Here is a 26878-nt window from a genome sequence, read left to right on the forward strand (position 1 = left end):
CTCTGCTACGCCTTACATATAGATGAAGTTTCTTGAAATAAGCGGAACTCTTTTTATGAGAGGCGTACTTCCTTTCTTTTAAATAAAAGCCATTATTTACACTCTTTGATACTCTTGTATTTTTTCTACAAAATATGCCGACAGCTTCTTGGCAGTCTGAGTGTTTAACGCCTCTGAATAAATATTTAATACAGGCAAGTGACCATCGGGCAAAATAAGCGTCCATTCATGGGGATCATGGTAAATCTTTAAGCCATCAATGACATACACTTGTTTACCGATTGCTTCTTCTAATAGTTTCTTCATCACTTGTTCTTGAATTTCTAGCGGACATGAAATATACCGCCAGTTCATATAAGCGTGGGGGACATATTGAATCATTTCAGAAATTTTCCGCTGTTGCACCATAATTAATTCGATCAGCTGACATAAAGCGTACATGGCATCTAACTGAAATTGAACGGGCCCCAAAAGACTAAGTAAATCACGTTTTTTTGCTTTTGTCCTCATAAATGATTGATTGAGAGATTGAGCAAATGTTTCTAGTGTGGATGAATAGTGTATAGGAATAGGAACGAATGCTACTTTTTTTGTCATGTATACGCTATAAATATAAAGCGACATAATTTCTGAGTCATTTACGCTGCAGCCTTTTTCATCATATAGAGCAAATGTTTCTCCATCTTCTTTAATCTGAATACAAAAAGACAGCTTATTTCGTTTAATTATTCGTTTGATTTCTTCTGTTTTCTCCCATTTGTTTAAAAATAAAACACGGACACGAAGACGCTTACATAATAGTTCGATAACTTCCTGTATAAACGGCGAACAAATCACGCCAATCCGCGTACTGTCTTCCAATAAAACATGCTGATTAATTGATTTTACTAAAGCATCACAATATTCTTCCCTGATATTTCCTATGCTTGTTTCTCTAAGTGAAACAGAAGTTGTTATGTTTGCTTGTTTAGCTTGAAGGTACATCCGCTCAATCTTTTTTTCAATAAGCTGATTAACTAATTGCCCTTTCTTGTCATATATTTCTAAAAAGAGGCCGCTGTTTTTGCTATCCACACCAATATAAATACCAATGCTCGCTTGTGAAGTCATCATGCAATATCGAAATACCGGAAGAGCTTCTTTTTTAATATCATACACAGCTGAATGATTACTCCGTAAAAAAGAAAAGCATTCTTTGCGAAGTTGAATGGCTTCTCCTTCATCATCGCTTGCTAGACAGAACGACCCTTGGTGTTTGCATACAAGCAATAACGCATTGTACAGTCTTGCTCGATCAACAGATGAATGTACATACAGGCGACCGTTTTTGAAGATAGAAACATCTGGTTTTACAGAAAGTTGAGGTAGTACTTGATTTTCAGCTACTGTATCTTGGACATACGTAGTCATTGCTTGAACATTTACATAGGGACCTATCGTAGCGTTGTATAAAAACGATTCTGCCCCCACCGTTACGTTTTGGAGCAAAATTGTTTTATCGATTGCAGCATGTGCTTCTATGATACTATTGGTTCCGATAATCGTGTAAGGACCAATTGAAGCACCTTTTCTAATCACCACATTTTCTCCTACGTAAACCGGATCGTAAATAGTCACCCCTTCTTCTATAAGCGCGTCATCTGAGACAATACTTTCCTGTCTATTGCCAAACCACTTCCTCCACAAATCATAGTGTGCTTGACGATAATGGTGGATTTGCCCAATATCAATCCAATAATCTTCCGTTACAAAACTGCACACAGTATGATTATATTCCAAAAGAAGCGGGATAATGTCAAAGCTAAAATCTGTAGGACCATAAGAATTCACGTAATCAAGAACGGATTTTTTGATCACATACACTCCCGTATTAATCAATCGGCTATTGGCCTGTTCGTAGGTCGGTTTCTCTACAAATCCCGTGACTCGATGCCCTTCATCTATCGTCACCACTCCATAACCCCGCACGTCGTTTACTTCTTTTGTAACAATGGTCATTTCGCTTTTTTGTTCATAATGAAAATGAATAACGTCTTGAAGATTAATTTCTGTTAAGGCATCTCCACTAATAATAATACAGTCTTCCTCAATAAAGGCCTCTGCTCGCTTAATTCCGCCCGCTGTTCCAAGAGGCTCTTTTTCGATAAAATAAGTAAGCGTCACTCCCCACTGAGAGCCATCCCCGAAGTATTCAATAGTTTGTTCATGCCTATACTGCAGCGTAATCCCAATCTCTGTAATTCCATGTTTCTTAAGCAGTTCAATGCTATATTCCATCACAGGTTTATCGTAAAGCGGCAGCATAGGCTTTGGAATCGTATAGGTCAAGGGCTGCAGTCTTGTTCCTTTACCGCCAGCAAGTATAATGGCTTTCAATTTTTTGCCTCCCTTCTTTTTTTATCCTGGCAAATCTGATGTTGAAACAGCTTACTTGTATCAATAGCGATTTTTTCCCAGCTAAACATAGTTGTTGCTTTTCTATACCCATTTTCGCTGATTTTTGCAGCCGTTTTTTCATTTTTTAACAAAAATTCAATACAGTTGATTAATTCGAGCGTATCTCCTCGGGCAAACGTCAGGCCCGTGTCGAAATGTGAAACAATATCGCTTAGACCTCCTGTATCGGCAACGATAGTTGGCTTCTTGGCTACCATCCCCTCTAAAGCCACAATTCCAAAAGGTTCATATAAACTTGGAAAAACAACCATTTTGCAAGCTTGAAGAAGCTGATTTCGTTCGTTATCGGTAATGTATCCAATAAAATACACGTATTTTTCTAGTTGCTTTTCACTTACTTGTGTTCGAAACTCATGAAGTAAAGGCCCTTTTCCTGCTACAACGAATTGAACATCTATTTGTTTTTTCTTAAATAGTTCCGCTGCTTCAATAAATAGCTGAAAGCCTTTTTCATATACAATTCGTCCAATTGAAAAAATAATAGGGGCCTTTCTAAAATTATATTTCTTTTGTAAACTTTCTTTTAACCGCTCATTTACTGCGTCGACTACCAGCTGCTTGTCAATTCCATTTGGAAATATAGCAATTTTATCTTGCTCTACTTGAAATAAAGTGATTAATTCCTTCTTCATATAGTCGCTGCAGACAATGATTGAGCTTGATTGTCGAATCAGCTCCTCTTCTTGCAAGTGAATTTTTTGCTGCATGTCATTATGAATACCATTATTGCGCCCATGTTCTGTCGCATGAATGGTCGTAATTAGCGGTCTATCCGTTTTATCTGCTAAACATTTTGCAGCGGAGGCAACAAGCCAGTCATGAGCATGAATAACGTCAAAAGACAGCTTGTAGCCTAACTGCAGTCCTCTAAGAGCCATAGCCACGTTCAAACTGTTTACCCATGTCAAAAAATCCGGGTGATGAGGCTGCAGGCTTTTAACTCGGTAAACGTGAACACCGTATAAACGCTCATATTCCGGCAGCCCCTCTACATAAGTTGTTAATACACTAACGTGATGGCCCTCCTTTGCTAACGCTCTGGATAAATCAAATACATGTCGTGCAAGTCCTCCGATAACTAGAGGAGGGAATTCCCATGCAAGCATTAAAATGGAGAGACCGCCTTTATATTGATTTACTGATAAAGCCGCCGGCTCTATCTCTTTTGCAGGGGATAAAAAAGAACTTCCTGAAAGAAAACTGTTTTCGCTATCCATCCTTGGGTTCTCTTCGTGACAAAGAAAATCAAATAGTTTTACTTGCCTTTCGTATTCACCTTTGACTTTTTCAAAATTATAAAGCCAATCGCTGCTACTTAAAAGGAGCCACTGTCGGTAGATAGCATTCACCACGCTAGGATGTTTAGAATCGATAACATCTAGCATCGCCTCTGACTTCTGTACGGTTGAAATAAACAATTGATTGTTCTCACTGACAAATTCAGCGCTTTTTGTTGCACCGTAGAGTGCAAGAGTTTCGTTTTGATGAAATTCTATATCCCTCGCGTAATCTAAAGGATATTGAAATATACCGCTTGCTGCTTGCATTCGCTGAAAGCCAAGCGTGTCCTTAGCCTTCAAATCCAAAAAAACGCTCGCTTTATTGATTGTTCCTTCCTCAACTTGTTTTCCTTGCTTAGGATATGGAAACAAGATAATGCCAGCAGGCGACTTTTTTAGTTCATCTGTTGATGACTTCACAAAGGTATAGCATATTTCATGAGATTTTAGGAGCATATCTACTTGATGAGTATACTCTCCTTGCTGTATAAAAAAACCGACGGGCTTTTTTTCAAAAAACTGTTGAAAAACACGTATTGCTTCTGTAATTTGGAGATTTAATGTTTGTTCGGTTTTAAGGGTGGAAACGAACGCGTTCGTTACGGTAGTAGGAATACACTCCATCATGTCATGCTGAAAAAAATATTTGCAGGCTGAGAACAAGCTCCCGTTCCACTTTTTTAAAAAGGTGAGTGCTCTCTGATGCTGCCGGCTTGAAAACTGGTGTAAATATTGAGCGTAACGAGTATTAAACTCCTCGTTGTTTAATGCGTTCAAAAACACACAAGACATCACAGCTGTTGCACCTATCAATTTCTTAGACTCAATTTGATCTAAAAAAGGGATGCACTCGTTCGTTACTTGTTCAAACAGCAGATACTCACTCTCTGTTTGAAGTACATGTAGCAACGGACAATGCATATAAGTTAAAAGAATACAGTCATCACTATTCATATTGCTTCTTCACCTGCTCCAAGTCATTTGAATATAAGGAATATGTGCTAAATTCATTTTGAACACCCTGGTGAACTTTTACAGGTTCGTACATCCAGCCTAACGAAGTTACATTCACTTGTTCATATTTTTCTTTCATCAAATAAACTGGATTCGAACGAAGAAGGGAAAAAAAACTTCCTTCTTTATCTTGAATACCAATATCTATTACATACGTGCGCTCACTTTCCAAGCTGTTCATAAACATGAAGTCTTGCTTAGGAGTAAGACCCTTCATATAATAGCGGTTTGATTCATGGCCGTTAAAATGAAGACCTGTTATATCATACGTACACATAGCTAGATTCAATTCTTCCCACCGTGTCGAAAACATACTTTCTACCATCTCTCGAATATGCTCAGAAAACGACCAGTGAACATAAATACGAGATGAGTCAAGCTGAGTAGCTATACACACATTTAAGTTTTGAATAAGATTAGCAGCCACTGTTTTATCACTTCGTTTCTTAGAATGTTTTTTCTACATATAAATGCCGTATAAACTTATTAACATCTTACCATTCAGAAAAAGTTGCCACAATAAACGCAATTTGTCGATTTGTGTTAAAAATTCAGATTAACATAGTAATTATAATTTACTAACAAAAAAACCTCTTCGCTTATTAGAAGAGGTTTTTCTACTATTCGTTTAAGTCGTAGCGTTTGCCTTTTACAAGGTAAAATACGCTTTCTGCTACGTTAGTGGTATGATCAGCCATACGCTCTAAATAGCGGGCTACAAATAAAAGCTGCGTAATTTGGTTCATAGCCTCCTGCTTTTCTTTAGCAAGACTTAAAAGTTCTTTGATTGTTATTCCGTAGAGCTCATCCACTTGATCGTCCATTTCCGCTACTTTTTTAGCCAGCACAAGATCTTCCTCGTGATAAGCTTTTAACGAAAGGCTCAACATTTCAATCGAAATATCGTGCATTTTCTTTACGTGTTCTAACGGCTTAATTAATTCTTCGTTTCCAATTCGTATAGCTGATTTTGCTACGTTAACCGCAAAATCTGCCATACGCTCAACATCCGAAGCAATTTTAATTGCCACAATGATACGTCTTAAATCGATAGCCACCGGCTGCTGCTTTGCGATCAGTAAGATAGCTAGGTCATTAATTTCTTCTTCTAAGTCATCCACGTATGAATCGCCGTCGATAATTTCTAGGGCCAGCTCAACGTTGCTTGTTTGCAGCGCTTCAATTGATTTTGATAGCGCCTCATGCGTTAAGCGCCCTATTTCTAATAATTTTTCACGTAATATCTTTAAATCACCATGAAACTTTTCGCGTACAACCACTCATCCCATCTCCTTGTATGTCTTAACCAAAACGACCTGTAATATAATCTTCTGTGCGTTTATCAGATGGCATTGAGAAGATTTTATCTGTTTCTGCGTACTCTACCACTTCTCCATTTAAGAAAAATGCTGTTTTATCTGAAATACGTGCCGCTTGCTGCATATTATGGGTAACAATAATAATGCTGAAGTCTTTCTTTAATTCTTGTACTAACTCTTCTACTTTTAATGTTGAAATTGGATCAAGCGCAGAAGTAGGCTCATCCATTAAAATAACGTCAGGTTCAATTGCCAAGCATCGCGCAATACAGATACGCTGCTGTTGTCCACCTGACAACCCATTTGCATTTTGATTCAAACGATCTTTAACTTCGTCCCAAATAGCTGCTCCTCGTAAACTTTTTTCAACAATTTCATCTAGTTTTTTCTTGTTGCGAACACCATGAATTCTTGGACCGTACGCAATATTATCATAAATAGATTTCGGGAACGGATTTGGCTTTTGGAAAACCATTCCTACTTGCGTGCGCAGCTCTTCCACGTGGTACGATTTATCAAAAATATTTTTCCCTCTATACTCAATCTCACCTGATGTACGGACAATTGGAGTCATTTCTACCATACGATTTAACGTTTTAATATATGTTGATTTTCCACAGCCTGATGGACCGATAATCGCGGTAACTTCGTTAGCATGAATGTCTAAATCAATATTTTTTAAGGCATGTGTGTTGCCATACCATAAATTCAAACCTTTTGTTTTATATACAATTTCTTTTGTTTGCGGAGTATCTACTTTTTCTTTGTTAGTCAATTCCATTGTTATTGCCATTGGATAATCCTCCTTCATCGTCTTTAACCGTTTTGAGCACAATAAAAGTCTCTCTATGTCTATTTAATATCTATTGTTTACTATCAGTGTAAATAAATACGAGAAGCCGAAACGCTTCCCCTTATTTTGATCATTTCTATTAACCCTTACACTTACAGAATAATAGCCGACTATTAATTGTGTTTTAACTCAATGTAAAGCTTTTGTAAACGAAGGTCTATCTGCGTGTTTTTTAGGTAAAAAACTAGTTCTTACGACCCTTAAATTCAATAAAAAACCATATATGTAAAGATTTCTAACAAAAAAGAAGAGGTAGAGACATAACTAAATTAATTCAATCTAAAGATGGGTGGATTGGATTAATAAGCCAGTATGAATTACTTCCGATACCGCTGTTGATTTTCGTTTCACGGGCGGCCGGTGAGTCTCCTCATCGCTTCGCTTTTCCTGCAGAAGTCTTCACCTTGCCCTCCAATCAACCGCTAAAAGCACCTACATACACGAAATCTACTTTCATCCTATAAATAAAAAATCCGAACAAAGTTGATTCTTAATCAACTTTGTTCGGATCTTACTTCAACTAATATGCTTTTGTCCCAGCCTCTTTAATTGGCGTCGTTTGCAATGACAGCCTGTTGGTTCTCTTCTTGATCTTTTACTTCTTGTTCACCTTTTTTCTTTAAATCAAAATACGTATCGAGCGCAGAACGAGCAAGCTCTTTTGTAATGGTATTTGGTGCACTTGGCACAAATGCCGATGGTACCACCACAGCTACTGCAATTTCAGGATTATTTGCCGGAGCAAAGGCCACAAAGTTTGAATTATTAACTTTAATAGGGTCCCCTCCGCTAGGTTTTTTCTCATAGGCTTGTGCCGTTCCTGATTTACCAGCAGGATTATAGTTCGCTGTATGGAAAGCTGCATACCCTGTACCGCCTTGTTCTTGCGTAACGCGCTTAAAGCCACTTTGAACATCTTTAATGTATTCTTCTTTCATCGTGATACGATTTAACACATCAGGCTCAAATGAATGCTGCGTACCGCCAATTTCATCGGTTTTAATCGTTGGTTTTCGGATTTCTTTTACTAGCTGCGGCTTAATGCGATACCCTCCATTAGCTATTGCAGAAGTATATTGAACAAGCTGCAGCGGCGTGTACGTATCATACTGACCAATGCCTAAATCAAGCGCCGTTCCTGGAACATCGCTTCCACCTTGGACACCTGTTGATTCGTTATCAAGGTCTATACCTGTTGATACGCCTAAGCCGAACTGACTGTAGTAAGAACGCAGTTCGCTGAATGTATCAGGTTTAATCGGTAAAGTCATGTTTTTATGATACTGTAACCCAGCCATAGCCATTACCGTTTTAAACATAAATACGTTGGATGAATATTTTAACGCAGATGAATACGTTAAGGGTCCTAACCCTTCAGCCTCAGCTGATTTTTTAACCGGTGTTCCTTTAATTTTTAACGGTTCATCAACGAACACTGTGTTTGGCTTAATAGCTCCTGAATCTAAGCCGGCTAAAACCGTTGCTCCTTTTACAACAGAGCCCATTGTATAAGATGTTGAAATATTCCCCAATGCAAAATCTTCTATTTTAGGCGCTCCAGTCTTCTTATCAATGGTGTATTTTTTACCTGCCATTGTTAAAATTTCTCCTGTGTGAGGATCCATCATAATAACAAAAGCACGGTCTAAAAATTGCGTTCCTTTCATTTGCTTTTTGGCTAAAAGCTGGTCCGTAATTTGTTTTTCTACCGCTTTTTGAAGCTCCATATCAATAGTTAAAACCAAATCACTGCCGCGTTCACCTTTAGACACTTGAATTGTATCAAGGAGATTTCCTTTTTTATCTGTTACATATTGGACTTTTTCTTTTTGACCGCTGAGCTGGGCTTCGTATTGCTTCTCTAAATAGCTCGTCCCAACTTGGTCATTTCGGCTATAGCCTCTTGACAAGTAATACTGTACTTTATCTTTAGGCAGTCCTTCGTTGGCAGATGATACATTTCCAAGCAAGGTACGAAGAGTACTGTTTTCTGGGTATGAGCGATCCCAATACGTTGTTGTATCAACACCTGGAAGTTCATCTAAGTGCTCACTTACAACGGCATACTCTTCATTTGTCACACCGCTCTTAACAATTTGCGGGGTGTTAGAGTAACCTGCCTCCATTTGGCGCTTAATAGCGAGAACTTCTAAATCACTCTTTAGACTTTCTAAATCTTTTTTAGAGATGCGGTCTAACTGACGTTGATACAGTTCGTCATCAGTCATTTCACCATCTTGAACTTTTTTGCGATCAGCTTGCGTAATTTTCTGTTCCGCTTCTTTAGGGTGAAGCATAATCCAATAATCCTTCATATCGCGTTCTGTAATTTTTACCACATTTTTAGCGTCTTTATTCTTTTTATTTTCCGGAATATCAATCACATTTGTGGTGTAAGGAACATCGATCATAGTGGCTAACTTTTTAGCGATACGCAGCCTTTCTTCAGCTGTATTTCCTTGAAAACGAGTATATGTAATCGTATTTAAAGAGGTATTATCTACAATTACGCGGTTATAACGATCATACATTTTCCCTCGAGGAACAGGCGTACTGACCGTAACGTCCTGTGTTTTTTCCACTTCTCGTTCGTAATTCTCACCGTATACAATTTGAACAAGTCCCAACCGCAAAATTAATACGGAAAATAGGGCAAATACGGTCAAGAAAAGTAAGTTCACACGAAAAGGCACGTGACTTTTTCTTCTTTTTTTCTTTTTCATACCAACACCTACACTTTATAAAACATATATACCATAACACCATAAAATCAGCCATTTAGCAAATAAATAGACACCTGGCAGGTGCCTATTTACACAACGTATTTATTTTAAAAGAAAAGCGAAGCATTTTCCATAGTGCAAATGAAGGAGCTGACAACACTCTAAGCTGGAGACTCTCCGTCTCCTTCATTTAATACCGGAGGAGTAACAGTCGTTTCTTTTTTGTGCAGAGGCTGTGAGATATGTCTCACACAAAAATAAATGATCGTATGCCCTGCTCCAACAATAGCTAATAAAATGGGAATACTTTTTGCTTCATCAAAAAACAGTACAGCTATTAAAAATAAAGATATGGAAACGACGCGCCCGATATTCAGAAATACTTCTCTGACAACAATGTATTCAATTCTTTTTGAAACAACGTCTTTTGCTCGTCCAATCACATCGTACGTTAGAGAAATGAATGGAACCAATAAAATAGGATAGGCAACGGCAATACAAACAGCATATATAATTAACTTTGGATACGATAAGTTAAAGATAAGCAAAAAGACTGCTCCATAGAGAAGGAGGCCCCCTGTGAAGATAAACCGAAGGCGATTTTTTTGCTTAATAAACCTTGAGGCAACATAGTATCCTACAAATGCAACCGCTGAATTCACCAGTCCATATGTTCCTAAAGCTAATTCACTTCCCGTCGTAATAAATACCATGACGGATACAACAAAAATGAACGTACCTTCACGCAACCCTTGAAAGAAATGAGCCTGCAATATTCGATTCCAGTCTTTATTGACTTTTCGTTCAGCCCATACTTCTTTAAATTTGTATACTCCTTCCGCTGCGCGTCTTGTAATAAAAAAACTAAGTACAACGGCACCGATAAACAATAGCAGCGATACACCAAACACAATTTTATACCCAAGTGATTCATACAAAGCGGAAATAACAAAGCCCGCTCCTAAAGGACCAATCATCCCTGCAAAAGAGTTTAAGATCCCTAAAAATCCGTTAAAAAAGTCTCTTGTATCAGGTTCTGTAATTTCAAAAGTTAGCACATTAAAAGCTAGCCAATAAAAGCCGTATCCTATACCCAGCAGTCCACCAAGCAATACTAAATACTCGGCTGCGTTAGCTCCACTGACTAATACAGCGATATAAAAAACAGCTAAAAAAGATACACCTAACCTTAAAACCACAACCCGGTCAATTCGTTTGGCCCATTTACCTGCTAAAATAAACGTAAGCGGCTGAAGCACCACTACCGCTAAATTATAAATAGCGAGATCCGAAAATTCGCCTGATTGTTTCCACAGATAAATGTTAACAAACGAATTGGAAATTGAAATAGCCAAGGCATAAAGACCGCCTATAATTAAAAGCAAAAGTAAATCTTTACTAACTTCTACATCTCCAACTACTTTTTTTAATAAAGGCATATCAAAAAACTCCTTTTCTCTTCTACACCTAGTGTGTGAAAAAGAAAAGGAGATATGTAAAAGAATTGGAAAACAAAAAAGCCAGTAAAGGTAATAATTACTTTACTGGCTCTTAAATACGTCTTTAGCTTATTTTGCAGCGTCGTAACGCTTAGCAACTTCGTCCCATTTTACAACATTAAAGAATGCTGAAATGTAATCTGGACGGCGGTTTTGGTAATTTAAGTAGTAAGCGTGCTCCCAAACGTCTAGACCAAGAATTGGCGTTTTGCCTTCCATTAATGGGCTATCTTGGTTTGGTGTGCTTGTTACTTCTAATTCGCCGTTGTTTACAACTAACCAAGCCCAGCCAGAACCGAAGCGAGTTTTAGCTGCATTTGCAAATTCTTCTTTGAATTGATCAAAGCTGCCGAATTTGCTAGCGATAGCGTCTGCTAATTCACCAGTTGGAGCACCGCCACCGTTAGGGCAAAGGATTGTCCAAAATAATGAGTGGTTCGCATGACCGCCACCGTTATTGCGTACTGCTGTACGGATATCTTCAGGAACAGCATCTAAGTTTGAAATTAACTCTTCAATACTTTTGCTTTCTAAATCCGCTTTGCCTTCAACAGCAGCGTTTAGATTTGTAACATATGTGTTGTGATGTTTTGTGTGGTGAATATTCATTGTTTCTTTGTCGATATGTGGTTCCAGTGCATCGTATGCATAAGGTAGTTCTGGTAATTTGTAAGCCATGAATAATTCCTCCTTCAAAATATGTAAGCATTTTGGCGCAAAAGCACCATATACGTTTAGATTAGCAAATTTACCCTACTGTTTCAAATAAAAAGTTCCTAATCCATGATTTATATTTACCTAATTCCCATTCGCTATTCTTTTAAACATAAAAAAAGCTTCTTTTTCTCAAAAGAAGCTTTGAATAGACAATAGTATGGCGGAGGAAGAGGGATTCGAACCCCCGCGGGCTTTAACACCCCTGTCGGTTTTCAAGACCGATCCCTTCAGCCGGACTTGGGTATTCCTCCAACCCTATAAATGGTGGACCCTGCAGGACTCGAACCTGCGACCGGACGGTTATGAGCCGTCTGCTCTAACCAGCTGAGCTAAGGGTCCACATGGCTCCACAGGTAGGACTCGAACCTACGACCGATCGGTTAACAGCCGATAGCTCTACCACTGAGCTACTGTGGAACAATATGAATTATGTATGCCACAAACGTAAATTGGAAAATAGCGGCGGAGGGGATCGAACCCCCGACCTCACGGGTATGAACCGTACGCTCTAGCCAGCTGAGCTACACCGCCATGGCTCCACAGGTAGGACTCGAACCTACGACCGATCGGTTAACAGCCGATAGCTCTACCACTGAGCTACTGTGGAACAATATAACATTTACTAGCGACATTAAAAATTTAACATGTTTCTAGCCTAAAGTCAATATATTATTTTAAAACAGCGTATAAAAAATAGGCAATCATCAGCAGTTGAATAAATCCTTTTGAAATAGCGCCACTAAAAAAGCCAATAACCGAACCTACTCCAATTTTTACTGCGTTGCTAATTGTGGTCCGATGAACAAGCAGTTCTCCTACAATCGCTCCGATAAACGGCCCTAAAATAATTCCAAATCCCGGAATGACAAACGGACCTACAAGCAGCCCAACTGTACTTCCCCAAACACCTGCTCTAGTGCCTCCGAATTTTTTCACACCAATAATATTAGCTATATAGTCTGCTAAAAAAAGTGCCACAACTAACAATCCTTGTATCACCCAAAATAACCAGCTATAGGAGCTGAAATCATAAAATAAACCGTATATAACAAATCCTAGAGCTACAAATAGCACGCTTGGGATGATGGGATAAACTAACCCAACAAACGATACAACAAAGCTAACGATAATTAATGCCCAACATAAAATAGCCACGTTCGCACCTATCCTTTTTAGTATTACTATTTATCATACAATAACTACACCTATAAAGAAAGACCTTGCTTAAGCAAGGTCTTTCTTTATTTTACCTGTGAATAGGTCTTTGCATAACGATCGCCCAGTACCGCTTCCGCAATATTAACCGCATGATCCCCGACCCGTTCTAAGTTGCTAATAATATCCACAAAAACAATAGCAGCAGATCCTGTACAAATGTTTTCATTCAGGCGTAAAATGTGCTTCTTACGAAGTAGACGCTCCATCGCATCAATCTGTTCTTCTTTTTGAATGACTTGTACTGCTTTTTCTCTATCCACTTTTTCTAAAGAAGAGACAGCTTCTTTAACTGTTAGAATAGTCAATTCGAACATATCAGCTAAATCGTTATTAGCTTCTTTGGTCATCTTTACTTTGTTCGTAATTTGATAATCAACAAGCTCAATAATGTTCTCAAAATGATCGCCAATACGCTCAATATCTCGTGCTGTATCTAGAAGAACCGAATGTTCCTCACTTTCTGCTTCTGACATTGAAGAGCGGGATAACAGCACTAAATAATCAGTAATTTTTTTATCCAGATTATTAATCGCATTTTCAATTTGCATAGTAGCATCAGCATGTTGAGGCTGACGTGTTTTTAAATAGCCGTTTGCCTCTTCCAACCCAAGCGTCGCAAACTCTCCCATACGAATCAGCTCTGCCTTTGCCTGACCAAGAGCAATTGAAGAGGACTGCTCAATAAAAATCGGATCAAGATGCTTAGGCTTAAAGTCTATAACAGCATCTTCTCCAGGAATTAGTTTTGTCACAATTAAAGCAAGCAGACCGATCAACGGGAACTGGATAATTGTATTGGTTGTGTTAAAAATACCATGAGCAAACGCAATCGTCATTTCAGGATTCAAATCCATTGCTACTTTCAAATATTCCACAAAACGAGTAAATAGAGGCAAGATAATCAAAAAGATTGTTGTACCAATTAAGTTAAACATGACATGCGTTAAAGCAGCCCTTCTTGCAGCTACACTTGCCCCGATTGAAGCTAAAATGGCAGTAATAGTTGTGCCAATATTATCTCCAAACAGTACAGGCAGCGCTGCCTGTATATCAATAGCGCCCTGTCCAAAAAGTTCTTGTAGAATGCCAATAGTAGCGCTAGAACTTTGAACAATTACCGTAAATAAAGTGCCAATTACGACTCCTAAAATAGGATTATCGCTCATGCTTACAGTTAAATCTTGAAATTGTTGAAGGGACCTAAGCGGCTTCATTCCACTTCCCATAAGCTCTAAACCAAAGAAGAGCATGCCAAAACCAAAAGCGATCTGGCCAAAGTTTTGAACTGCCTTACTTTTAAAGAAAAAGAGTAAAATAGCTCCCACTGCGAGAATAGGAAGAGCGTAGCTCGAAATGTCAATTCCGATTATAAAAGCTGTAACTGTCGTACCGATATTTGCTCCCATAATAACGCCTATAGCTTGGCGCAAAGTCATAAAACCAGCACTTACTAAGCCTACCGTAATAACAGTAGTTCCTGAGCTGCTCTGAATAAGAACAGTAACTAGGATACCTGCTAGAACTCCCATAAACGGATTAGTAGTAAATCTGTCTAAAATATCACGTAATTTATCTCCTGCTGACTTTTGCAATCCATCTCCCATGAACTTAATTCCAAATAAAAAGATTCCCAGTCCGCCGATAAATTCAAAAATCATTTTTTGAACATCTAGTTCCAAATATCTCAGCTCCTTGATTTTTTTCTAACGACATAAATAAGTCCCTACTATTATTAATGAAGTTTGAAAGTACTGTAAACGGCTTTCCCTTAATGTTTACAATAACTTAACAGTATATTTACATTGTAATTGGAAACGATTTCTAGAACCTATTGTAAACCTTGAATTCTCGCTATAAAATAAGAGATAGTTAGAATTTTTAATATAAGGAGGCTTTACAATGAGCATGCTGAAAAAGATGGCATGGAGTTTTACTTCCTTCAAAAAAATAAGGTCGCTTCGCTTTGAGCATACGAATAAAACAATTGGCTTTGTGCTGTTTTTAACATTTATTTCTTTGCTGCCTACATTTTTCTTTATGACTTTGACGATTGTAAACGGCTATCATATCGCTACTACAGATCTTCCGAAATCTGTTTCTTCTTTTTCTATTTCAAACTCACAGCTTACGTCAAGTCAACCTTTCACAAAAAAAGTAAACGGTACCGCTTTTATCTTAAACCCCTCACAGTCTATTGAACGATTTCATTCCCCTGCTCATGCCATTGGGTTTTTAAAGGATGGAATTTACATCACGACTAATTCACAAACACAAACGTATTCATATGAGTTGCTAAACTGGCACCATAAAGATAAAAATGAACTGTTAAACTTGCTGCACGAACAAAAATTTTCTTTATACATACTTGTCCCTATCGCTATGCTTTTACTGTACGTATTAACATCTGGACTAAACTTCCTTTCTATTACCTGCCTTGCTTATCTTGGAAAGCTGATTGGAATCATTGCTAAAAAGCAGCTTCCTTTCAAGCAGCTATGGGCACTGAGTGCTTATAGTACGGTAGCCTTCACGCTGCTTTATACGCTTTTTGAAGCTTTTTCTTTGTCTCTAGCATTACATAGCTCTCTTTACTGGATAGGAACATTCTTCATTTACTTGTTGCTCGTCACAAGGGTTCCTATAAGAAAAAAGGTAAAACCTAATAAAGGTGCTGGGACAAACGTATTTTAGTTGAAGGAGAATCCAAACGAGGAATCTAGATTCTTGATAGAGAATCCACCTCTTTTGGATTTTTTTATTGATATGGTGAACGCAGGTTTCATGTATGCGGCTGCTTCTAGCTGGTGATTGGAGTGATTTAGTTAAGTCTCAGCCTCTTTATTTCGGTACAACTTTTCTTCTTCCCATTCCAGAAGAAAGAATTTTCAACTGATACAAAACCCACAAACCTCCTGCTGTGAGCAGAATAAAGCTGTAAACAAACATCAGCCTTTCAGTATGCATCCACACTTCAAAAACAACAGGTCCCAACGCTACTCCTAAAAATCTCACCGTTCCATAAATGGATACAATAAACCCTCTTTCTTCGTCTGAAGCCGCTGAAGTAATCATCATATTAATACACGGAAGAACAAATCCTAAGCCGCCAAAGGCGACTGTCAAACAAAACATCAGCACAGGAAGCGTATAAATAATCGTTAATACTCCAAACATCAGGAATAAAAAAATTATCCCTACTATCATTAATTTTTTCATGAGCTCTACATCTGTTTTGATGCGTTGACCGGTCCAATAAGAAACGAGCGTCATCGCACCAAGAGGAAATAAAAAAGCGGTTCCTTTAAAAAAACCGTCTATATGATACGTTTCCTCTATTAGAAAAGATAAATAATATAAAATGCCAAATAATAAAAACAACCCCAATCCCCCGACAAAGAATAAAGGAAAAAGCGATTTTCTTTTATCATAGACAATCCCAATGGCTCTCTTTAAATATTCTTGAACAGATACTGAATCCGAACCTGTTTTCCCTTCTCTCACATACCTCACTATACCTACTAAAGCAGCGCCTGCAGCTAAAGGATAGACAAAAAACGCGGCATACCATACGACGAGTGCTGCCGATGCTCCAATTATCGGTGCAACCACTTTTCCAACTCCGTTATACACTTCTAAAATCCCGAGGACTTTTGCTCTTTTTTCCCCTGCAAATACATCTCCAGTTAATGCCATTGCCAACGTTGTAGTACCTGCAGCTCCAATCCCTTGAATGACTCTGCCTGCTATCAACACAGCAAAGTTTCCAGAAGAGAATGAAGCACTACTAGCAGCAATGACACTACCTATTATCATCATGACGAGTGAATATATGATTAACTTTTTACGCCCATACCGGTCTGATAAAATCCCTACAGCAGGAATACACAATGCGGCTGGAATTGAAAATGCACTCAGTATCAAACTGGTTTGAACTCCGCTTAAGTGAAGTGACTTTTGAATGCTTGGCAGCAGAGGAATGAGCATGGAATTTCCCAGCACCATGATTAAAGGCAATAAGCCTAATGAAACAATCATTAATTTTTCTTTCAATTTTCGTTCTCCAATCATATTTAAGTAAGACAAGCATAGGCTTTACACATAAGCAAAAGAATGAAGGAGGAGCATAATGAAAAAGCTATGTGCATTAGCCGCTTTCGCTTTTATCGGATATATTTGTCACTACGACATTAAATACGGGACCATTCCCACTGCTACTGAAGCAGTTCAAGTCAGCAAAGCGCAGCCTGCAGAAACAAAAGCCGCCAGCTCTTCTTCCACCTATACAAAAATAAAAATTAAGCCAGGCGATACAGTTTTGTCCGTCATTGAGGAGCTTACAAAAAAAGCGATACCGGTTTCTATGAACCAAATGATTACAGACTTCAAAAAGTTAAATAACGGTACAGCGCCTGAGGATATTCAAATTGGAAAAACGTATAAGTTCCCTATTTACAAGTAATGACAGCATTCTTCTTGTCAAGATGGGATAGTCATTGTTAAAATAGCTAAGGTAGTACTTTCTACTAGTTATTTTGTTCATAAAGAGTTATTCTATTAATGAATTCAAATTCTTGATTTCATTTTGAAGGAGAGATTATCACGTGAGTGAAATTATACATCGTACAAAAACACGCCCGGTTAAAGTTGGAGATTTAACAATCGGAGGCAGCAACGAGTTAGTTATTCAAAGTATGACAACCACTAAGACACATGATGTTGAAGCAACGGTTGCAGAAATTAAACGTTTAGAAGAAGCAGGATGCCAAGTTGTTCGTGTTGCTTGTCCAGACGAGCGCGCAGCAGATGCAATCCCTGAAATTAAAAAACGCATTAACATTCCATTAGTTGTGGATATTCATTTTGACTACCGCTTAGCATTAAAAGCAATTGAAGGTGGAGCGGATAAAATCCGTATCAATCCTGGTAATATCGGTCGCCGTGAAAAAGTGGAAGCTGTTGTAAATGCTGCAAAAGCTAAAAATATTCCAATTCGTATTGGAGTTAACGCTGGTTCACTTGAAAAACGTATTTTAGACAAATACGGCTATCCGACAGCAGATGGCATGGTAGAAAGTGCACTTCATCACATTAAAATTTTAGAAGACCTTGATTTCCATGACATCATCGTTTCAATGAAAGCATCGGATGTTAACTTGGCAATTGAAGCTTATGAAAAAGCTGCTCAAGCATTTGACTACCCTCTTCACTTAGGAATTACAGAATCGGGTACATTATTTGCAGGAACTGTAAAAAGTGCAGCAGGTCTTGGCGCTATTTTATCTAAAGGAATCGGAAATACACTACGTATTTCTTTAAGTGCGGATCCTGTAGAAGAAGTAAAAGTTGCGCGCGAATTGCTAAAATCATTCGGTTTAGCTTCCAATGCCGCAACGCTTATTTCTTGCCCAACTTGCGGACGTATTGAAATTGATTTAATTAGCATTGCTAATGAAGTTGAAGAGTATATTTCAACTGTAAAAGCACCGATTAAAGTAGCGGTACTTGGCTGCGCTGTAAACGGTCCTGGTGAAGCTCGTGAAGCTGATATCGGGATTGCGGGAGCACGCGGTGAAGGTCTACTATTCCGCAAAGGCGAAATCGTACGCAAAGTTCCTGAAGAAACAATGGTTGAGGAACTAAAAAAAGAAATTGATAAAATTGCTGCTGAATATCACGCAAAGCAAGAAGCTGAAAAAGCTGCAGCTAAATCATAACTAAAAAAAGCGAGGCGCATATGCGCCTCGCTTTTTTTTATGAAAAGAACGGTAATATAAACGTACCGACAATAATCGATACAACTCCGATCCCTATTGCCCATGCTCCTAGCGTAAGTGCTCCTTTTCTGCGTGCGATAAACCCTAGAATAATCCCAGCGGCACCAAGAATAATTGGTAAAAAGAATAGTGAAAGAATCGAAAGCACGAGTGCGAAACGACCGTATCCCGTTCCTTCTCCTCGTCCAGCGACTTCATGATTGCGATTGCGATCAATATCTATAACTTCACGCTCTGCATGAGGCTCTCCTACTCGGTAAGGAACGCCCACTTCAGCTGCAGTTTCTTCCATGAAATCAGCTTCATATACATCTTTTCTACGCCTTTGTTCTTCATTCTCCATGCTTAATCCCTCGCTTTCGTAAATAAGGAGCATTTATAGTATCTGAATGCGAGGAAAAATTATAAGTGTTAATCTTATACAGCCGCTCACTCTCTTACAAGAAATAGGTACAAACGCAATCACCAGGCCGTGCAGTGATCATTACGTTTTGCCAAAGGCGTATAAAAAGTATTACTGTTTCTCTTTGGGCTTTATGTTACACTAGACAAGAATAATCAAGCACCTAAGTAGAATAAACGTATTAAAGGAGTGCACGTAGTTGACGAAAAAGTTTGGAATTGACATTGATGGAACTGTTACTTCTCCTGAAACTTTTGTTCCTCATTTAAATAAAGCCTTTAACTTAAATTTAACACTTGAAGACATTACAGAATATGATTTCAGCCCTTTTGTAAATGTATCACCTGCTGAACTCGGGAAATGGTTTAAAGCAAATGAACGCTCTATTTACGAAACCTCTCCACTTGCAGACGATGCAAAAGCTGTTTTGCAAAAATGGCATCAAAAGCACGAATTATTCTTTATTAGTGCAAGGCACGATAAGCTATTGGACGTCACGGAAGAATGGTTTCAAAAAAATGAACTATCGTTTCATCACATTGAGTTAGTCGGTTCTCATTTTAAAGTTGAGACAGCAAAACGATATGATGTTGATATCTTTTTTGAAGACAAACATGATAATGCTTGTGAAATCAGTGAAGAATGCAATATCCCCGTTATCTTATTTGATACTCCTTATAATCGCTTACCTGTTCCAAAAGGAGTGGTTCGCGTATACAATTGGCTAGAAGCAGATCAGTGGGTAGCCAGCTGGTTAAAAGAACAGCAAAAATAAAAAAGAGAGGTGCATAACGCCCTCTCTTTTTTATTGATTACATTCTATACATTGACCGTAAATTTCAAATTTATGGCCTGTAATATTGTACCCTCGCAAATCCTCGTCTACATACTCCATCGGACAAGCTTCAATTTCTTTTGTTTTTCCACAATCTAAACAAATGAAGTGGTGATGATGATGGGCGGTCGCACATTTAAATCGAAAGTGCTTTTCGCTCGAAAGCTCCGTCATTTCAAGTACACCTAACTCCACAAACAATGATAAATTACGGTAAATGGTATCAAAACTCAGACCAGGATAATCGGGCTTCATGTACTCTAATACATCTTTTGCCGTTAAGTACTTATTTGATTTTGAAAACAAGGCAAGCATTTCTTCACGCTTTCCTGTATGTTTATATCCTTGATCTTTTAACAAATGAATGGCTTCAGTTAAATTCATTTTTGTTTCCCCTTCCGTCCTTTATTAATCATAATAGATATGATTAAAATAACAACAGCAATGACAACAATTGTACCGCCTGGTGCTAAATCCAAGTAGTACGCTGAAAATAATCCGCCTAAAACAGATATTTCACCAAAAATCACCGAAAGCAGAATCGTTTGTTTAAAGCCTCTAGCTAAGCGAATGCTTGCTGCTACAGGAAGAGTCATAAGAGATGACACTAATAAGATACCGACGATACGCATCGATACAGCAATGACAAGAGCAACCATCACAATAAATAAAAAGTGCATCCACTTCGATTTAATCCCAGAAGCAGAAGCGTGCTCCTCGTCAAAAGATAAAATAAACAATTCTTTATATAAGAAAAAGACAATAGCTATAACAAATACGGCTATGACAACAACTGTCCAAAGATCCGAACGACTCACCGCACTTACGCTTCCAAACAAATAATTCATTAAATCATTATTAAAACCGTCCGCTAGCGAGATACAAATTGCACTAATACCAATTCCGCCCGATAAAATAATCGGAATGGCCAGCTCTTGGTAATGCTTGTAGACGCTTCGAAGTTTTTCAATAAAAAGAGCGCCTGTAACGGAAGATACCATCCCTAAATAGACGGGGTTCACTCCTTGCATAAACCCTATTTTCTGACTAAGAAGCAAGCTCGCAGAAATCCCCGCTAGCGTCACGTGACTTAACGCGTCTGCAATTAAAGAAAGACGTCTTACTACGATGAACGTGCCCAATAAAGGAGCTAAGACGCCAATAATCATACCGGTTAAAAATGCATTTCGTAAAAACTCAAATTGAAATAAACTGCTTATCATACGTGCTGCCCTCCATGATGATGATCATGGGTTAACACATGAACATTATGACCATAAAACATAGATACGTCATGTTCACAAAGCTGTTCGAATTCTTTGGCATTCCCATGAAAGTGTAGAAATTTATTTAAACAAGCAACGTGGGTTACTTTTTCTGAGACAGTGCCAATATCGTGAGTAACAAGCACAAGCGTAATGCCTTTTTCTTTATTTAACTTTTCAAGAAGCTCATAAAAAGTGTACACATTTTGTGCATCCACTCCGACTGTTGGCTCATCTAAAATTAACAGCTCGGGTTCGCTTACAAGCGCGCGCGCAATAAAAATTCGCTGCTGCTGGCCACCGGATAGTTCTCCTATGTTTCGATTTAAAAATTCGCTCATCCCCACTGCTTCTACCGCTTCTTTCACTTTTTGTTTATGAGAAGCATTCATAAAGCGAAACAAACCTAATTTTGAAGTAAGACCCGTGGAAACCACTTCAAAAACGGTAGCAGGAAAGCCGCTGTTGAAACTATTCGCTTTTTGCGATACATATCCAATTTTACTTCGTTCTTTAAACCTTCTCTGATCTTTTCCAAATAAACGAATTGCACCTTGAGATGGTTTTTGCAAACCAAGCAAACATTTGATTAGCGTTGATTTCCCAGAGCCATTTGGACCAACGAGACCCAAAAAAGCTCCTTTTGGAATTGAAAAACTTATATCTTCTAATACATTCACTCCATCATATTGAAATGATAAATGATCAATTTCAATGATATCAGGTGTATTCATATGCGCCTCACCATTCTTTTTTTATATTTCTCCATACAAAAGAGGGCACGGTTTCTATCGTATACTCCGTTACCCATTTACTTTCTCAGAATCATTACGATTTAGTCATTAATGTAGTATACAGGATTGTCTTTTATTTGTAAACTAAGCCGTTTCACTCCTTCGCTTTCTTGCCTCCGTAAGTTCATCCGGCTCGAAATGTTGTTTTATTACACAATATAGTCACATCTTTCTTTTTTATTCATAAACTGTATATGACGAGGAGGTAATCATATGAAAATTGTACAACAGATTGTCAATAAGAAAGTAAACAACATTACCCCGAAAGAGCTTTTAAAGTATAGCAAACAATACAACATCCCCATTACAGATCAGCAGGCACACACACTTGTATCCGTCATTAGACAGCAGCCCGTAAATATTTATAACCTTGAAGAGCGCCGAAATTTAATCAAACAAATTGCTCAAGTAACAGATCGTGAAACTGCCAGACGAGTGAACGAATTATTTCAGCAGTTGATGTAAAAGAAGAGGTCATGTCTACAGACATGACCTCTTTCAATCACATATAAAATTACATAAGCTTTTGTTTTAGCTCTGAATCAAAGCTTTGTGCACGAATCATATCAATTTCCAACTGATATGGTGCTTTTTTATTCTTCTTATCTTCTCCTACATAAGGAGTTTCTAGAATTTTAGGAACTTCTTTAAACGCTGGGTGATGAACAATATAATTCAGTGCACCAAATCCAATTTCACCAAACCCAATGTTTTCATGGCGGTCTTTTCGAGCACCGCGTACATTTTTACTATCATTGATGTGAAGCACTTTAATTCGCTGTATTCCTACGGTTTTGTCAAATTCATTTAATACACCGTCAAAGTCTTGAACGAGATCATAACCAGCGTCATGAACGTGACATGTGTCAAAACAAACAGAGAGCTTTTCATTGTGCGTCACGCCATCAATAATTTGGGCAATTTCTTCAAAGCTTCTTCCACACTCTGTTCCTTTTCCAGCCATTGTCTCAAGCGCAATTTGAACTTCTTGATCAGCTGTCAACACTTCGTTTAGACCTTTGATAATTTGCTGAATACCGGCATCTGCTCCAGCGCCCACGTGAGCTCCTGGGTGAAGAACAATTTGCTTTGCGCCAAGAGCATGGGTGCGCTGAATTTCAGACGTTAAGAAATCTACTCCAAGCTCAAATGTTTCGGGCTTTGTTGTATTTCCTAGATTAATGATATAGGGAGCATGTACAACAATATCTGTCATTCCATGCTCTTTCATATGCAAAAGACCAGCTTCAATATTAAGCTCTTCAATCTTTTTGCGACGAGTATTTTGTGGAGCGCCTGTATAGATCATAAACGTATTTGCTCCGTAAGAAGCTGCCTCTTCACTTGCTCCTAAAAGCATCTTTTTGCCGCTCATTGATACGTGAGAACCAATTTTCAACATTACTTTTTACACCTCTAACCTATTGCGATTAACGATTGTTGCGTCTTTCACTACGCTTTTTCTTTTGCACATACTTTGTAATTTCACGAGCACGTTTTTTCTTGTAGCCAGGCTTTACTTTCTTCGGCTTTTGAATAAAGCGATGTGCCTCTTCTCCCACTTCATCCGCTTTCTTCACACGCTTTTTACGGCGGTTACGGTCATCGATGGAAATCCATTCTTGCTTTTGAAGATCTTTGTTTACAAACTCGATTCCCATTTTCTCTAGCTTATTTACTGCATCTTCATCTTCCACATCGAAGATTGTAGCAGCAATTCCAGAATGACCGGCACGAGCTGTACGTCCTACGCGGTGAATGTAGAAATCTAGATCTGAAGGAAGCTCAAAGTTAATAACGTGTGAAATTCCTTCAATATCAATACCGCGAGCTGCTAAATCTGTCGCTACTACGTATTGAAATTCTAAATTATTAATTTGCTTCATCATTTTCTTACGGTCACGAGGAGATAAGTCTCCGTGAATTCTTCCTACTTTTAATCCTTTAGACAGTAGATCATCTGCTACTTCGTCCGCCATTTTCTTTGTATTTGTAAAGACGATAGCTAAATAAGGATTATACGAAATAAGCATATCATGCAGCAGCTTAAACTTGTTACGATGACGCAGTGGAACTAATACATGCTCTAATTTAGCTGCTGCTGCTTGCTTCGGCGAAACATGCGTAAATTTTGGATTTTCCATGTATTTTTTTAAGAATGGCTTTAATTTTTCAGGAATAGTTGCTGAAAAAACAAGCATCTGTAATTTTTCAGGCATATTGCTTGCCAAACGGTCCACATCTTCTAAAAATCCCATATCAAGCATTAAATCAGCTTCGTCTACTACTAACGCCTTTGTTGTATACACAACTAACGCTTTTTCATTTACTAAATCAAACAAACGAGCCGGTGTTCCTACAACAACTTGAGGCTGCTTCTTTAATTTGTCGATTGTACGCTGCTTATCTGTACCGCCGATAAAACATTTTGCTGAAATTTCTTCTCCTTCAGCACTGTGTTTTGTTAGCTTTAATACTTCTTGATAAATTTGAGAAGCAAGCTCACGAGTTGGAGCGGTGATTACAACTTGTACTTCTTCTTTTTTAGGGTCTACCTTTTCAAGTAAAGGCAATAAATAAGCGTGTGTTTTGCCGGTCCCTGTTTGCGACTGACCAATTACGCTTTCCCCTTTTAAAACGGAAGGAATTAAGCGCTCCTGAATCTCTGTAGGCTGATAAAAACCTAATTGTTTAATTGCTTCTATTAAAAATGGTTGAAACTCAAAACGTTCAAAGTTTGTTTTTTCCATAATAGTCTCCTTTTTTACATTCACGTTCATCTTTTAAGGCACAATATATGATTATAATCGATTTTTCCTTCTGTGACTACTTCTCATTCATATTACTAAAACTTATTACCTGTTTCAAAAACATTTTATCGCGAGTTGCATACGATAGTAAAAGAAAATCTACTTTACTAAAGGAGGTGCGTCCTTTGCTACAGCGAAGACCACCATTTCCACCCGGTATGCAAAGAAGAATGATGCCAGGAATGCCACCACAAAACGGCTTTGGGCAACAACCTGGTAACTTTGGCCAATTTAATCCATTACAGCAGTTTCGTAACTTTGCCCAGCAAACAAATGCTCAACAATCATTTTACCCGAATCAGCAAGGCCTGAACCGTGGAGGAGGTAACTTCTTAACTCGCCTATTCCGAAGAGGCGGAAATAGAAACATACCATTTCAACAAGCGGCTGCAGCTGCTCCTCGAGGTTCTTTGTTTTCTGGACTTTCAGGAGCCCAAGGTGCTGCAGGAGCGACTAACTCTTCTTCCCTGCTTGGAGGTTTGCAAGGATTAACGAACCCTGCTAACTTGAGCTCCATGATGGGGAATGTTCAGCGAGTACTAAAAGCAGCGGAAACGATGGGACCTATGATTCAACAATACGGACCTCTTGTCAAAAATGCTCCTTCTCTGTGGAAAATCTATCAGGCCTTGCGCTCAAGTGATGACACAGATGAAATACTCGAAGCAGAAGGAACAGAGGTTTCTGAAACTGATGAAAGCAAAGACAGTAAGGTTTTATCAGCAGGCGCAGAAAGCACGGATTCATCCGATGATGAGCTGGATTTCTTTGAAGAAGAAATTGAACATTCATCCAGAGATCGGGTGTCTAAACCAAAACTTTATATTTGATAAATCTGCTGATTCCTTAAGGAAATACCGTGAGCAAAAAAAGAATATCTTTGTATTCTTCCTTCCTCTTTTATATAATAGAAGCGAGTTGAATTGCTCGTCAGGATTATGATGAGGAGGAAATTGAAATGAAAGTTATTAAAATTGCACCGCGCGGCTATTGTTATGGTGTAGTAGACGCAATGGTCATTGCACGAAACGCCGCTTTAGATAAATCATTGCCTCGACCAATCTATATCTTAGGAATGATTGTTCATAATAAACACGTTACAGATGCGTTTGAAGAGGACGGCATTATCACACTGGACGGTGCTAATCGCCTAGAAATCTTAGACCAAATAAATGAAGGAACCGTTATTTTTACTGCGCACGGAGTATCTCCAGAAGTAAAAGAACGAGCAAAAGAAAAAGGCTTAACAACAATCGATGCTACATGTCCGGATGTTACAAAAACCCATGACCTTATTCGCCAAAAAGAAAAAGAAGGTTATGACGTTATTTATATCGGAAAACGAAATCATCCTGAGCCAGAAGGTGCACTTGGTATCGCGCCAGATATCGTTCATTTAATTGAAAAAGCAGAAGACGTAGCCCATTTAAATATTCAACGTGAGAAAATCATTGTAACAAATCAAACAACAATGAGTCAGTGGGACGTTGCAGAAGTAATGGAAAAGGTAAAAGAAAAATATCCGCACGCTGAAGTTCACAAGGAAATTTGTTTAGCTACACAAGTTCGCCAAGAAGCTGTAGCCGAGCAAGCAGGTGAAGCAGATGTTACAATTGTTGTAGGAGATCCTAAAAGTAACAATTCAAACCGTTTAGCTCAAGTATCAATGGAGATTGCCGGCACTGAGGCATATCGTATCGGTGACATCTCAGAGCTGCAGATTGAATGGTTGATGAATGCGAAAACCGTAGCTGTTACGGCAGGCGCATCTACCCCTACTCCAATCACAAAAGAGGTCATCAATTTTCTAGATCAGTTCGATCCAGAAGATGAAACAACGTGGACACGTGAAAAAAGCGTGCCTCTTTCAAAGATTTTACCAAAAGTTCGAACAAAAAAATCGTCTTAATAGACACA

The 26878-nt window shown here is 38.4% G+C and carries 24 protein-coding genes and 5 tRNA genes; 7 read left to right on the plus strand and 22 right to left on the minus strand.

Annotated elements, in window-relative coordinates; all coding sequences use genetic code 11:
- Positions 1–96 precede the first annotated feature (96 nt).
- The 15 genes from ACFX4G_RS02255 to ACFX4G_RS02325 all read right to left on the minus strand — a co-directional run bounded on the left by ACFX4G_RS02255 (position 97) and on the right by ACFX4G_RS02325 (position 14759).
- The gene (locus tag ACFX4G_RS02255; protein ID WP_377572758.1) at positions 97–2376 is read right to left on the minus strand and encodes a sugar phosphate nucleotidyltransferase; all 2280 of its coding nucleotides are present in this window, start codon (positions 2374–2376) and stop codon (positions 97–99) included.
- Positions 2373–4691 (minus strand): glycosyltransferase, encoded by a 2319-nt coding sequence (locus tag ACFX4G_RS02260; protein ID WP_377572760.1) that lies wholly within the window; start codon positions 4689–4691, stop codon positions 2373–2375. Before ACFX4G_RS02260 ends, ACFX4G_RS02255 begins: the two co-directional genes overlap by 4 nt.
- On the minus strand, positions 4684–5178 hold the full coding sequence (locus ACFX4G_RS02265; RefSeq protein WP_013085028.1) for a DUF4912 domain-containing protein: 495 nt from the start codon (positions 5176–5178) through the stop codon (positions 4684–4686). The genes ACFX4G_RS02260 and ACFX4G_RS02265 overlap by 8 nt, the downstream gene beginning before the upstream one ends.
- 193 nt (positions 5179–5371) lie before the next feature.
- Positions 5372–6031, minus strand: coding sequence for a phosphate signaling complex protein PhoU (phoU, locus tag ACFX4G_RS02270; protein WP_013059193.1), 660 nt, complete (start codon positions 6029–6031; stop codon positions 5372–5374).
- 22 nt (positions 6032–6053) lie between these two features.
- On the minus strand, positions 6054–6851 hold the full coding sequence (gene pstB / locus ACFX4G_RS02275) for a phosphate ABC transporter ATP-binding protein PstB (RefSeq protein ID WP_371264484.1): 798 nt from the start codon (positions 6849–6851) through the stop codon (positions 6054–6056).
- A 617-nt stretch (positions 6852–7468) separates the two neighbouring features.
- Positions 7469–9646 carry a peptidoglycan D,D-transpeptidase FtsI family protein gene (locus ACFX4G_RS02280; protein ID WP_377572762.1) on the minus strand — a complete coding sequence of 726 codons (2178 nt, stop codon included), beginning with the start codon at positions 9644–9646 and terminating at the stop codon, positions 7469–7471.
- Between the two features lie 161 nt (positions 9647–9807).
- Positions 9808–11085, minus strand: coding sequence for an MFS transporter (locus ACFX4G_RS02285; RefSeq protein ID WP_097824601.1), 1278 nt, complete (start codon positions 11083–11085; stop codon positions 9808–9810).
- Between the two features lie 129 nt (positions 11086–11214).
- Positions 11215–11823, minus strand: coding sequence for a superoxide dismutase SodA (gene sodA / locus ACFX4G_RS02290; RefSeq protein WP_013059198.1), 609 nt, complete (start codon positions 11821–11823; stop codon positions 11215–11217).
- Positions 11824–12020: 197 nt separating this feature from the next.
- Positions 12021–12113, minus strand: a tRNA-Ser gene (locus tag ACFX4G_RS02295).
- 11 nt (positions 12114–12124) lie between these two features.
- Positions 12125–12201 (minus strand) — tRNA-Ile (locus ACFX4G_RS02300).
- A 3-nt stretch (positions 12202–12204) separates the two neighbouring features.
- Positions 12205–12279, minus strand: a tRNA-Asn gene (locus tag ACFX4G_RS02305).
- Positions 12280–12319: 40 nt separating this feature from the next.
- Positions 12320–12393, minus strand: a tRNA-Met gene (locus ACFX4G_RS02310).
- Position 12394: 1 nt separating this feature from the next.
- Positions 12395–12469: transfer RNA gene (locus tag ACFX4G_RS02315), tRNA-Asn, on the minus strand.
- Between the two features lie 62 nt (positions 12470–12531).
- Positions 12532–13017: a DUF456 domain-containing protein gene (locus ACFX4G_RS02320; protein WP_097824602.1), complete on the minus strand. Its 486-nt coding sequence runs from the start codon at positions 13015–13017 to the stop codon at positions 12532–12534.
- A gap of 86 nt (positions 13018–13103) precedes the next feature.
- Positions 13104–14759, minus strand: a complete 1656-nt coding sequence (locus ACFX4G_RS02325; RefSeq protein WP_097824603.1) for a Na/Pi cotransporter family protein — start codon at positions 14757–14759, stop codon at positions 13104–13106.
- Between the two features lie 220 nt (positions 14760–14979).
- Here ACFX4G_RS02325 and ACFX4G_RS02330 point away from each other — a divergent pair, with 220 nt between their 5' ends.
- On the plus strand, positions 14980–15771 hold the full coding sequence (locus ACFX4G_RS02330) for a DUF1189 domain-containing protein (RefSeq protein ID WP_377572765.1): 792 nt from the start codon (positions 14980–14982) through the stop codon (positions 15769–15771).
- Positions 15772–15918: 147 nt separating this feature from the next.
- On the opposite strand, the gene ACFX4G_RS02335 is transcribed toward ACFX4G_RS02330, so the two are convergent.
- Positions 15919–17130 (minus strand): MFS transporter, encoded by a 1212-nt coding sequence (locus tag ACFX4G_RS02335; protein WP_377572767.1) that lies wholly within the window; start codon positions 17128–17130, stop codon positions 15919–15921.
- 76 nt (positions 17131–17206) lie between these two features.
- Here ACFX4G_RS02335 and ACFX4G_RS02340 point away from each other — a divergent pair, with 76 nt between their 5' ends.
- Both ACFX4G_RS02340 and ispG read left to right on the plus strand, forming a co-directional pair.
- A complete protein-coding gene (locus ACFX4G_RS02340; protein WP_221784583.1) occupies positions 17207–17539 on the plus strand; it encodes a hypothetical protein in 333 nt (110 codons plus the stop codon).
- Between the two features lie 151 nt (positions 17540–17690).
- A complete protein-coding gene (gene ispG, locus ACFX4G_RS02345; protein ID WP_201763664.1) occupies positions 17691–18794 on the plus strand; it encodes a flavodoxin-dependent (E)-4-hydroxy-3-methylbut-2-enyl-diphosphate synthase in 1104 nt (367 codons plus the stop codon).
- A gap of 37 nt (positions 18795–18831) precedes the next feature.
- Here the strand turns inward: ispG and ACFX4G_RS02350 are convergent, their stop codons facing one another.
- Positions 18832–19197 (minus strand): G protein-coupled receptor family protein, encoded by a 366-nt coding sequence (locus ACFX4G_RS02350; protein WP_013059205.1) that lies wholly within the window; start codon positions 19195–19197, stop codon positions 18832–18834.
- A gap of 259 nt (positions 19198–19456) precedes the next feature.
- Here ACFX4G_RS02350 and ACFX4G_RS02355 point away from each other — a divergent pair, with 259 nt between their 5' ends.
- Complete coding sequence (locus tag ACFX4G_RS02355) at positions 19457–20032, plus strand: 5' nucleotidase, NT5C type (RefSeq protein ID WP_013085038.1); 576 nt, start codon at positions 19457–19459, stop codon at positions 20030–20032.
- 30 nt (positions 20033–20062) lie between these two features.
- Here ACFX4G_RS02355 and ACFX4G_RS02360 read toward each other — a convergent pair whose 3' ends face one another.
- The 3 genes from ACFX4G_RS02360 to ACFX4G_RS02370 are packed head-to-tail and all read right to left on the minus strand — an operon-like array spanning position 20063 to position 22091.
- Positions 20063–20476: a Fur family transcriptional regulator gene (locus tag ACFX4G_RS02360; protein ID WP_013059207.1), complete on the minus strand. Its 414-nt coding sequence runs from the start codon at positions 20474–20476 to the stop codon at positions 20063–20065.
- Entirely contained in the window at positions 20473–21315 is an 843-nt protein-coding gene (locus tag ACFX4G_RS02365) for a metal ABC transporter permease (RefSeq protein WP_013059208.1), read from the minus strand. The genes ACFX4G_RS02360 and ACFX4G_RS02365 overlap by 4 nt, the downstream gene beginning before the upstream one ends.
- A complete protein-coding gene (locus ACFX4G_RS02370) occupies positions 21312–22091 on the minus strand; it encodes a metal ABC transporter ATP-binding protein (protein ID WP_013059209.1) in 780 nt (259 codons plus the stop codon). The genes ACFX4G_RS02365 and ACFX4G_RS02370 overlap by 4 nt, the downstream gene beginning before the upstream one ends.
- A 273-nt stretch (positions 22092–22364) precedes the next feature.
- Here ACFX4G_RS02370 and ACFX4G_RS02375 point away from each other — a divergent pair, with 273 nt between their 5' ends.
- The gene (locus ACFX4G_RS02375; protein ID WP_013059210.1) at positions 22365–22616 is read left to right on the plus strand and encodes a DUF2624 domain-containing protein; all 252 of its coding nucleotides are present in this window, start codon (positions 22365–22367) and stop codon (positions 22614–22616) included.
- A gap of 49 nt (positions 22617–22665) precedes the next feature.
- On the opposite strand, the gene ACFX4G_RS02380 is transcribed toward ACFX4G_RS02375, so the two are convergent.
- The gene (locus ACFX4G_RS02380) at positions 22666–23553 is read right to left on the minus strand and encodes a deoxyribonuclease IV (RefSeq protein WP_097824606.1); all 888 of its coding nucleotides are present in this window, start codon (positions 23551–23553) and stop codon (positions 22666–22668) included.
- A 28-nt stretch (positions 23554–23581) separates the two neighbouring features.
- The gene (locus ACFX4G_RS02385; protein ID WP_195781845.1) at positions 23582–24901 is read right to left on the minus strand and encodes a DEAD/DEAH box helicase; all 1320 of its coding nucleotides are present in this window, start codon (positions 24899–24901) and stop codon (positions 23582–23584) included.
- A gap of 176 nt (positions 24902–25077) precedes the next feature.
- Here ACFX4G_RS02385 and ACFX4G_RS02390 point away from each other — a divergent pair, with 176 nt between their 5' ends.
- Entirely contained in the window at positions 25078–25791 is a 714-nt protein-coding gene (locus tag ACFX4G_RS02390; protein WP_255255772.1) for a YqfQ family protein, read from the plus strand.
- Between the two features lie 128 nt (positions 25792–25919).
- On the plus strand, positions 25920–26870 hold the full coding sequence (locus ACFX4G_RS02395) for a 4-hydroxy-3-methylbut-2-enyl diphosphate reductase (RefSeq protein WP_013059214.1): 951 nt from the start codon (positions 25920–25922) through the stop codon (positions 26868–26870).
- Positions 26871–26878: the final 8 nt, after the last annotated feature.

Source organism: Priestia sp. YIM B13486 (assembly GCF_042787865.1).
Classification (GTDB): domain Bacteria; phylum Bacillota; class Bacilli; order Bacillales; family Bacillaceae_H; genus Priestia; species Priestia megaterium.

What these genes read in the sequence shown, in the direction of transcription:
- ACFX4G_RS02285 (WP_097824601.1), bottom strand. Translation starts at nt 11,085, where the DNA reads ATGCCTTTATTAAAAAAAGTAGTTGGAGATGTAGAAGTTAGTAAAGAT.
- ACFX4G_RS02370 (WP_013059209.1), bottom strand. Translation starts at nt 22,091, where the DNA reads ATGAATACACCTGATATCATTGAAATTGATCATTTATCATTTCAATAT.
- ACFX4G_RS02350 (WP_013059205.1), bottom strand. Translation starts at nt 19,197, where the DNA reads ATGGAGAATGAAGAACAAAGGCGTAGAAAAGATGTATATGAAGCTGAT.
- ACFX4G_RS02330 (WP_377572765.1), top strand. Translation starts at nt 14,980, where the DNA reads ATGAGCATGCTGAAAAAGATGGCATGGAGTTTTACTTCCTTCAAAAAA.
- ACFX4G_RS02375 (WP_013059210.1), top strand. Translation starts at nt 22,365, where the DNA reads ATGAAAATTGTACAACAGATTGTCAATAAGAAAGTAAACAACATTACC.
- ACFX4G_RS02340 (WP_221784583.1), top strand. Translation starts at nt 17,207, where the DNA reads ATGAAAAAGCTATGTGCATTAGCCGCTTTCGCTTTTATCGGATATATT.
- ACFX4G_RS02360 (WP_013059207.1), bottom strand. Translation starts at nt 20,476, where the DNA reads ATGAATTTAACTGAAGCCATTCATTTGTTAAAAGATCAAGGATATAAA.
- sodA (WP_013059198.1), bottom strand. Translation starts at nt 11,823, where the DNA reads ATGGCTTACAAATTACCAGAACTACCTTATGCATACGATGCACTGGAA.
- pstB (WP_371264484.1), bottom strand. Translation starts at nt 6,851, where the DNA reads ATGGAATTGACTAACAAAGAAAAAGTAGATACTCCGCAAACAAAAGAA.
- ACFX4G_RS02385 (WP_195781845.1), bottom strand. Translation starts at nt 24,901, where the DNA reads ATGGAAAAAACAAACTTTGAACGTTTTGAGTTTCAACCATTTTTAATA.
- ACFX4G_RS02365 (WP_013059208.1), bottom strand. Translation starts at nt 21,315, where the DNA reads ATGATAAGCAGTTTATTTCAATTTGAGTTTTTACGAAATGCATTTTTA.
- ACFX4G_RS02260 (WP_377572760.1), bottom strand. Translation starts at nt 4,691, where the DNA reads ATGAATAGTGATGACTGTATTCTTTTAACTTATATGCATTGTCCGTTG.
- ACFX4G_RS02395 (WP_013059214.1), top strand. Translation starts at nt 25,920, where the DNA reads ATGAAAGTTATTAAAATTGCACCGCGCGGCTATTGTTATGGTGTAGTA.
- ACFX4G_RS02380 (WP_097824606.1), bottom strand. Translation starts at nt 23,553, where the DNA reads ATGTTGAAAATTGGTTCTCACGTATCAATGAGCGGCAAAAAGATGCTT.
- ACFX4G_RS02280 (WP_377572762.1), bottom strand. Translation starts at nt 9,646, where the DNA reads ATGAAAAAGAAAAAAAGAAGAAAAAGTCACGTGCCTTTTCGTGTGAAC.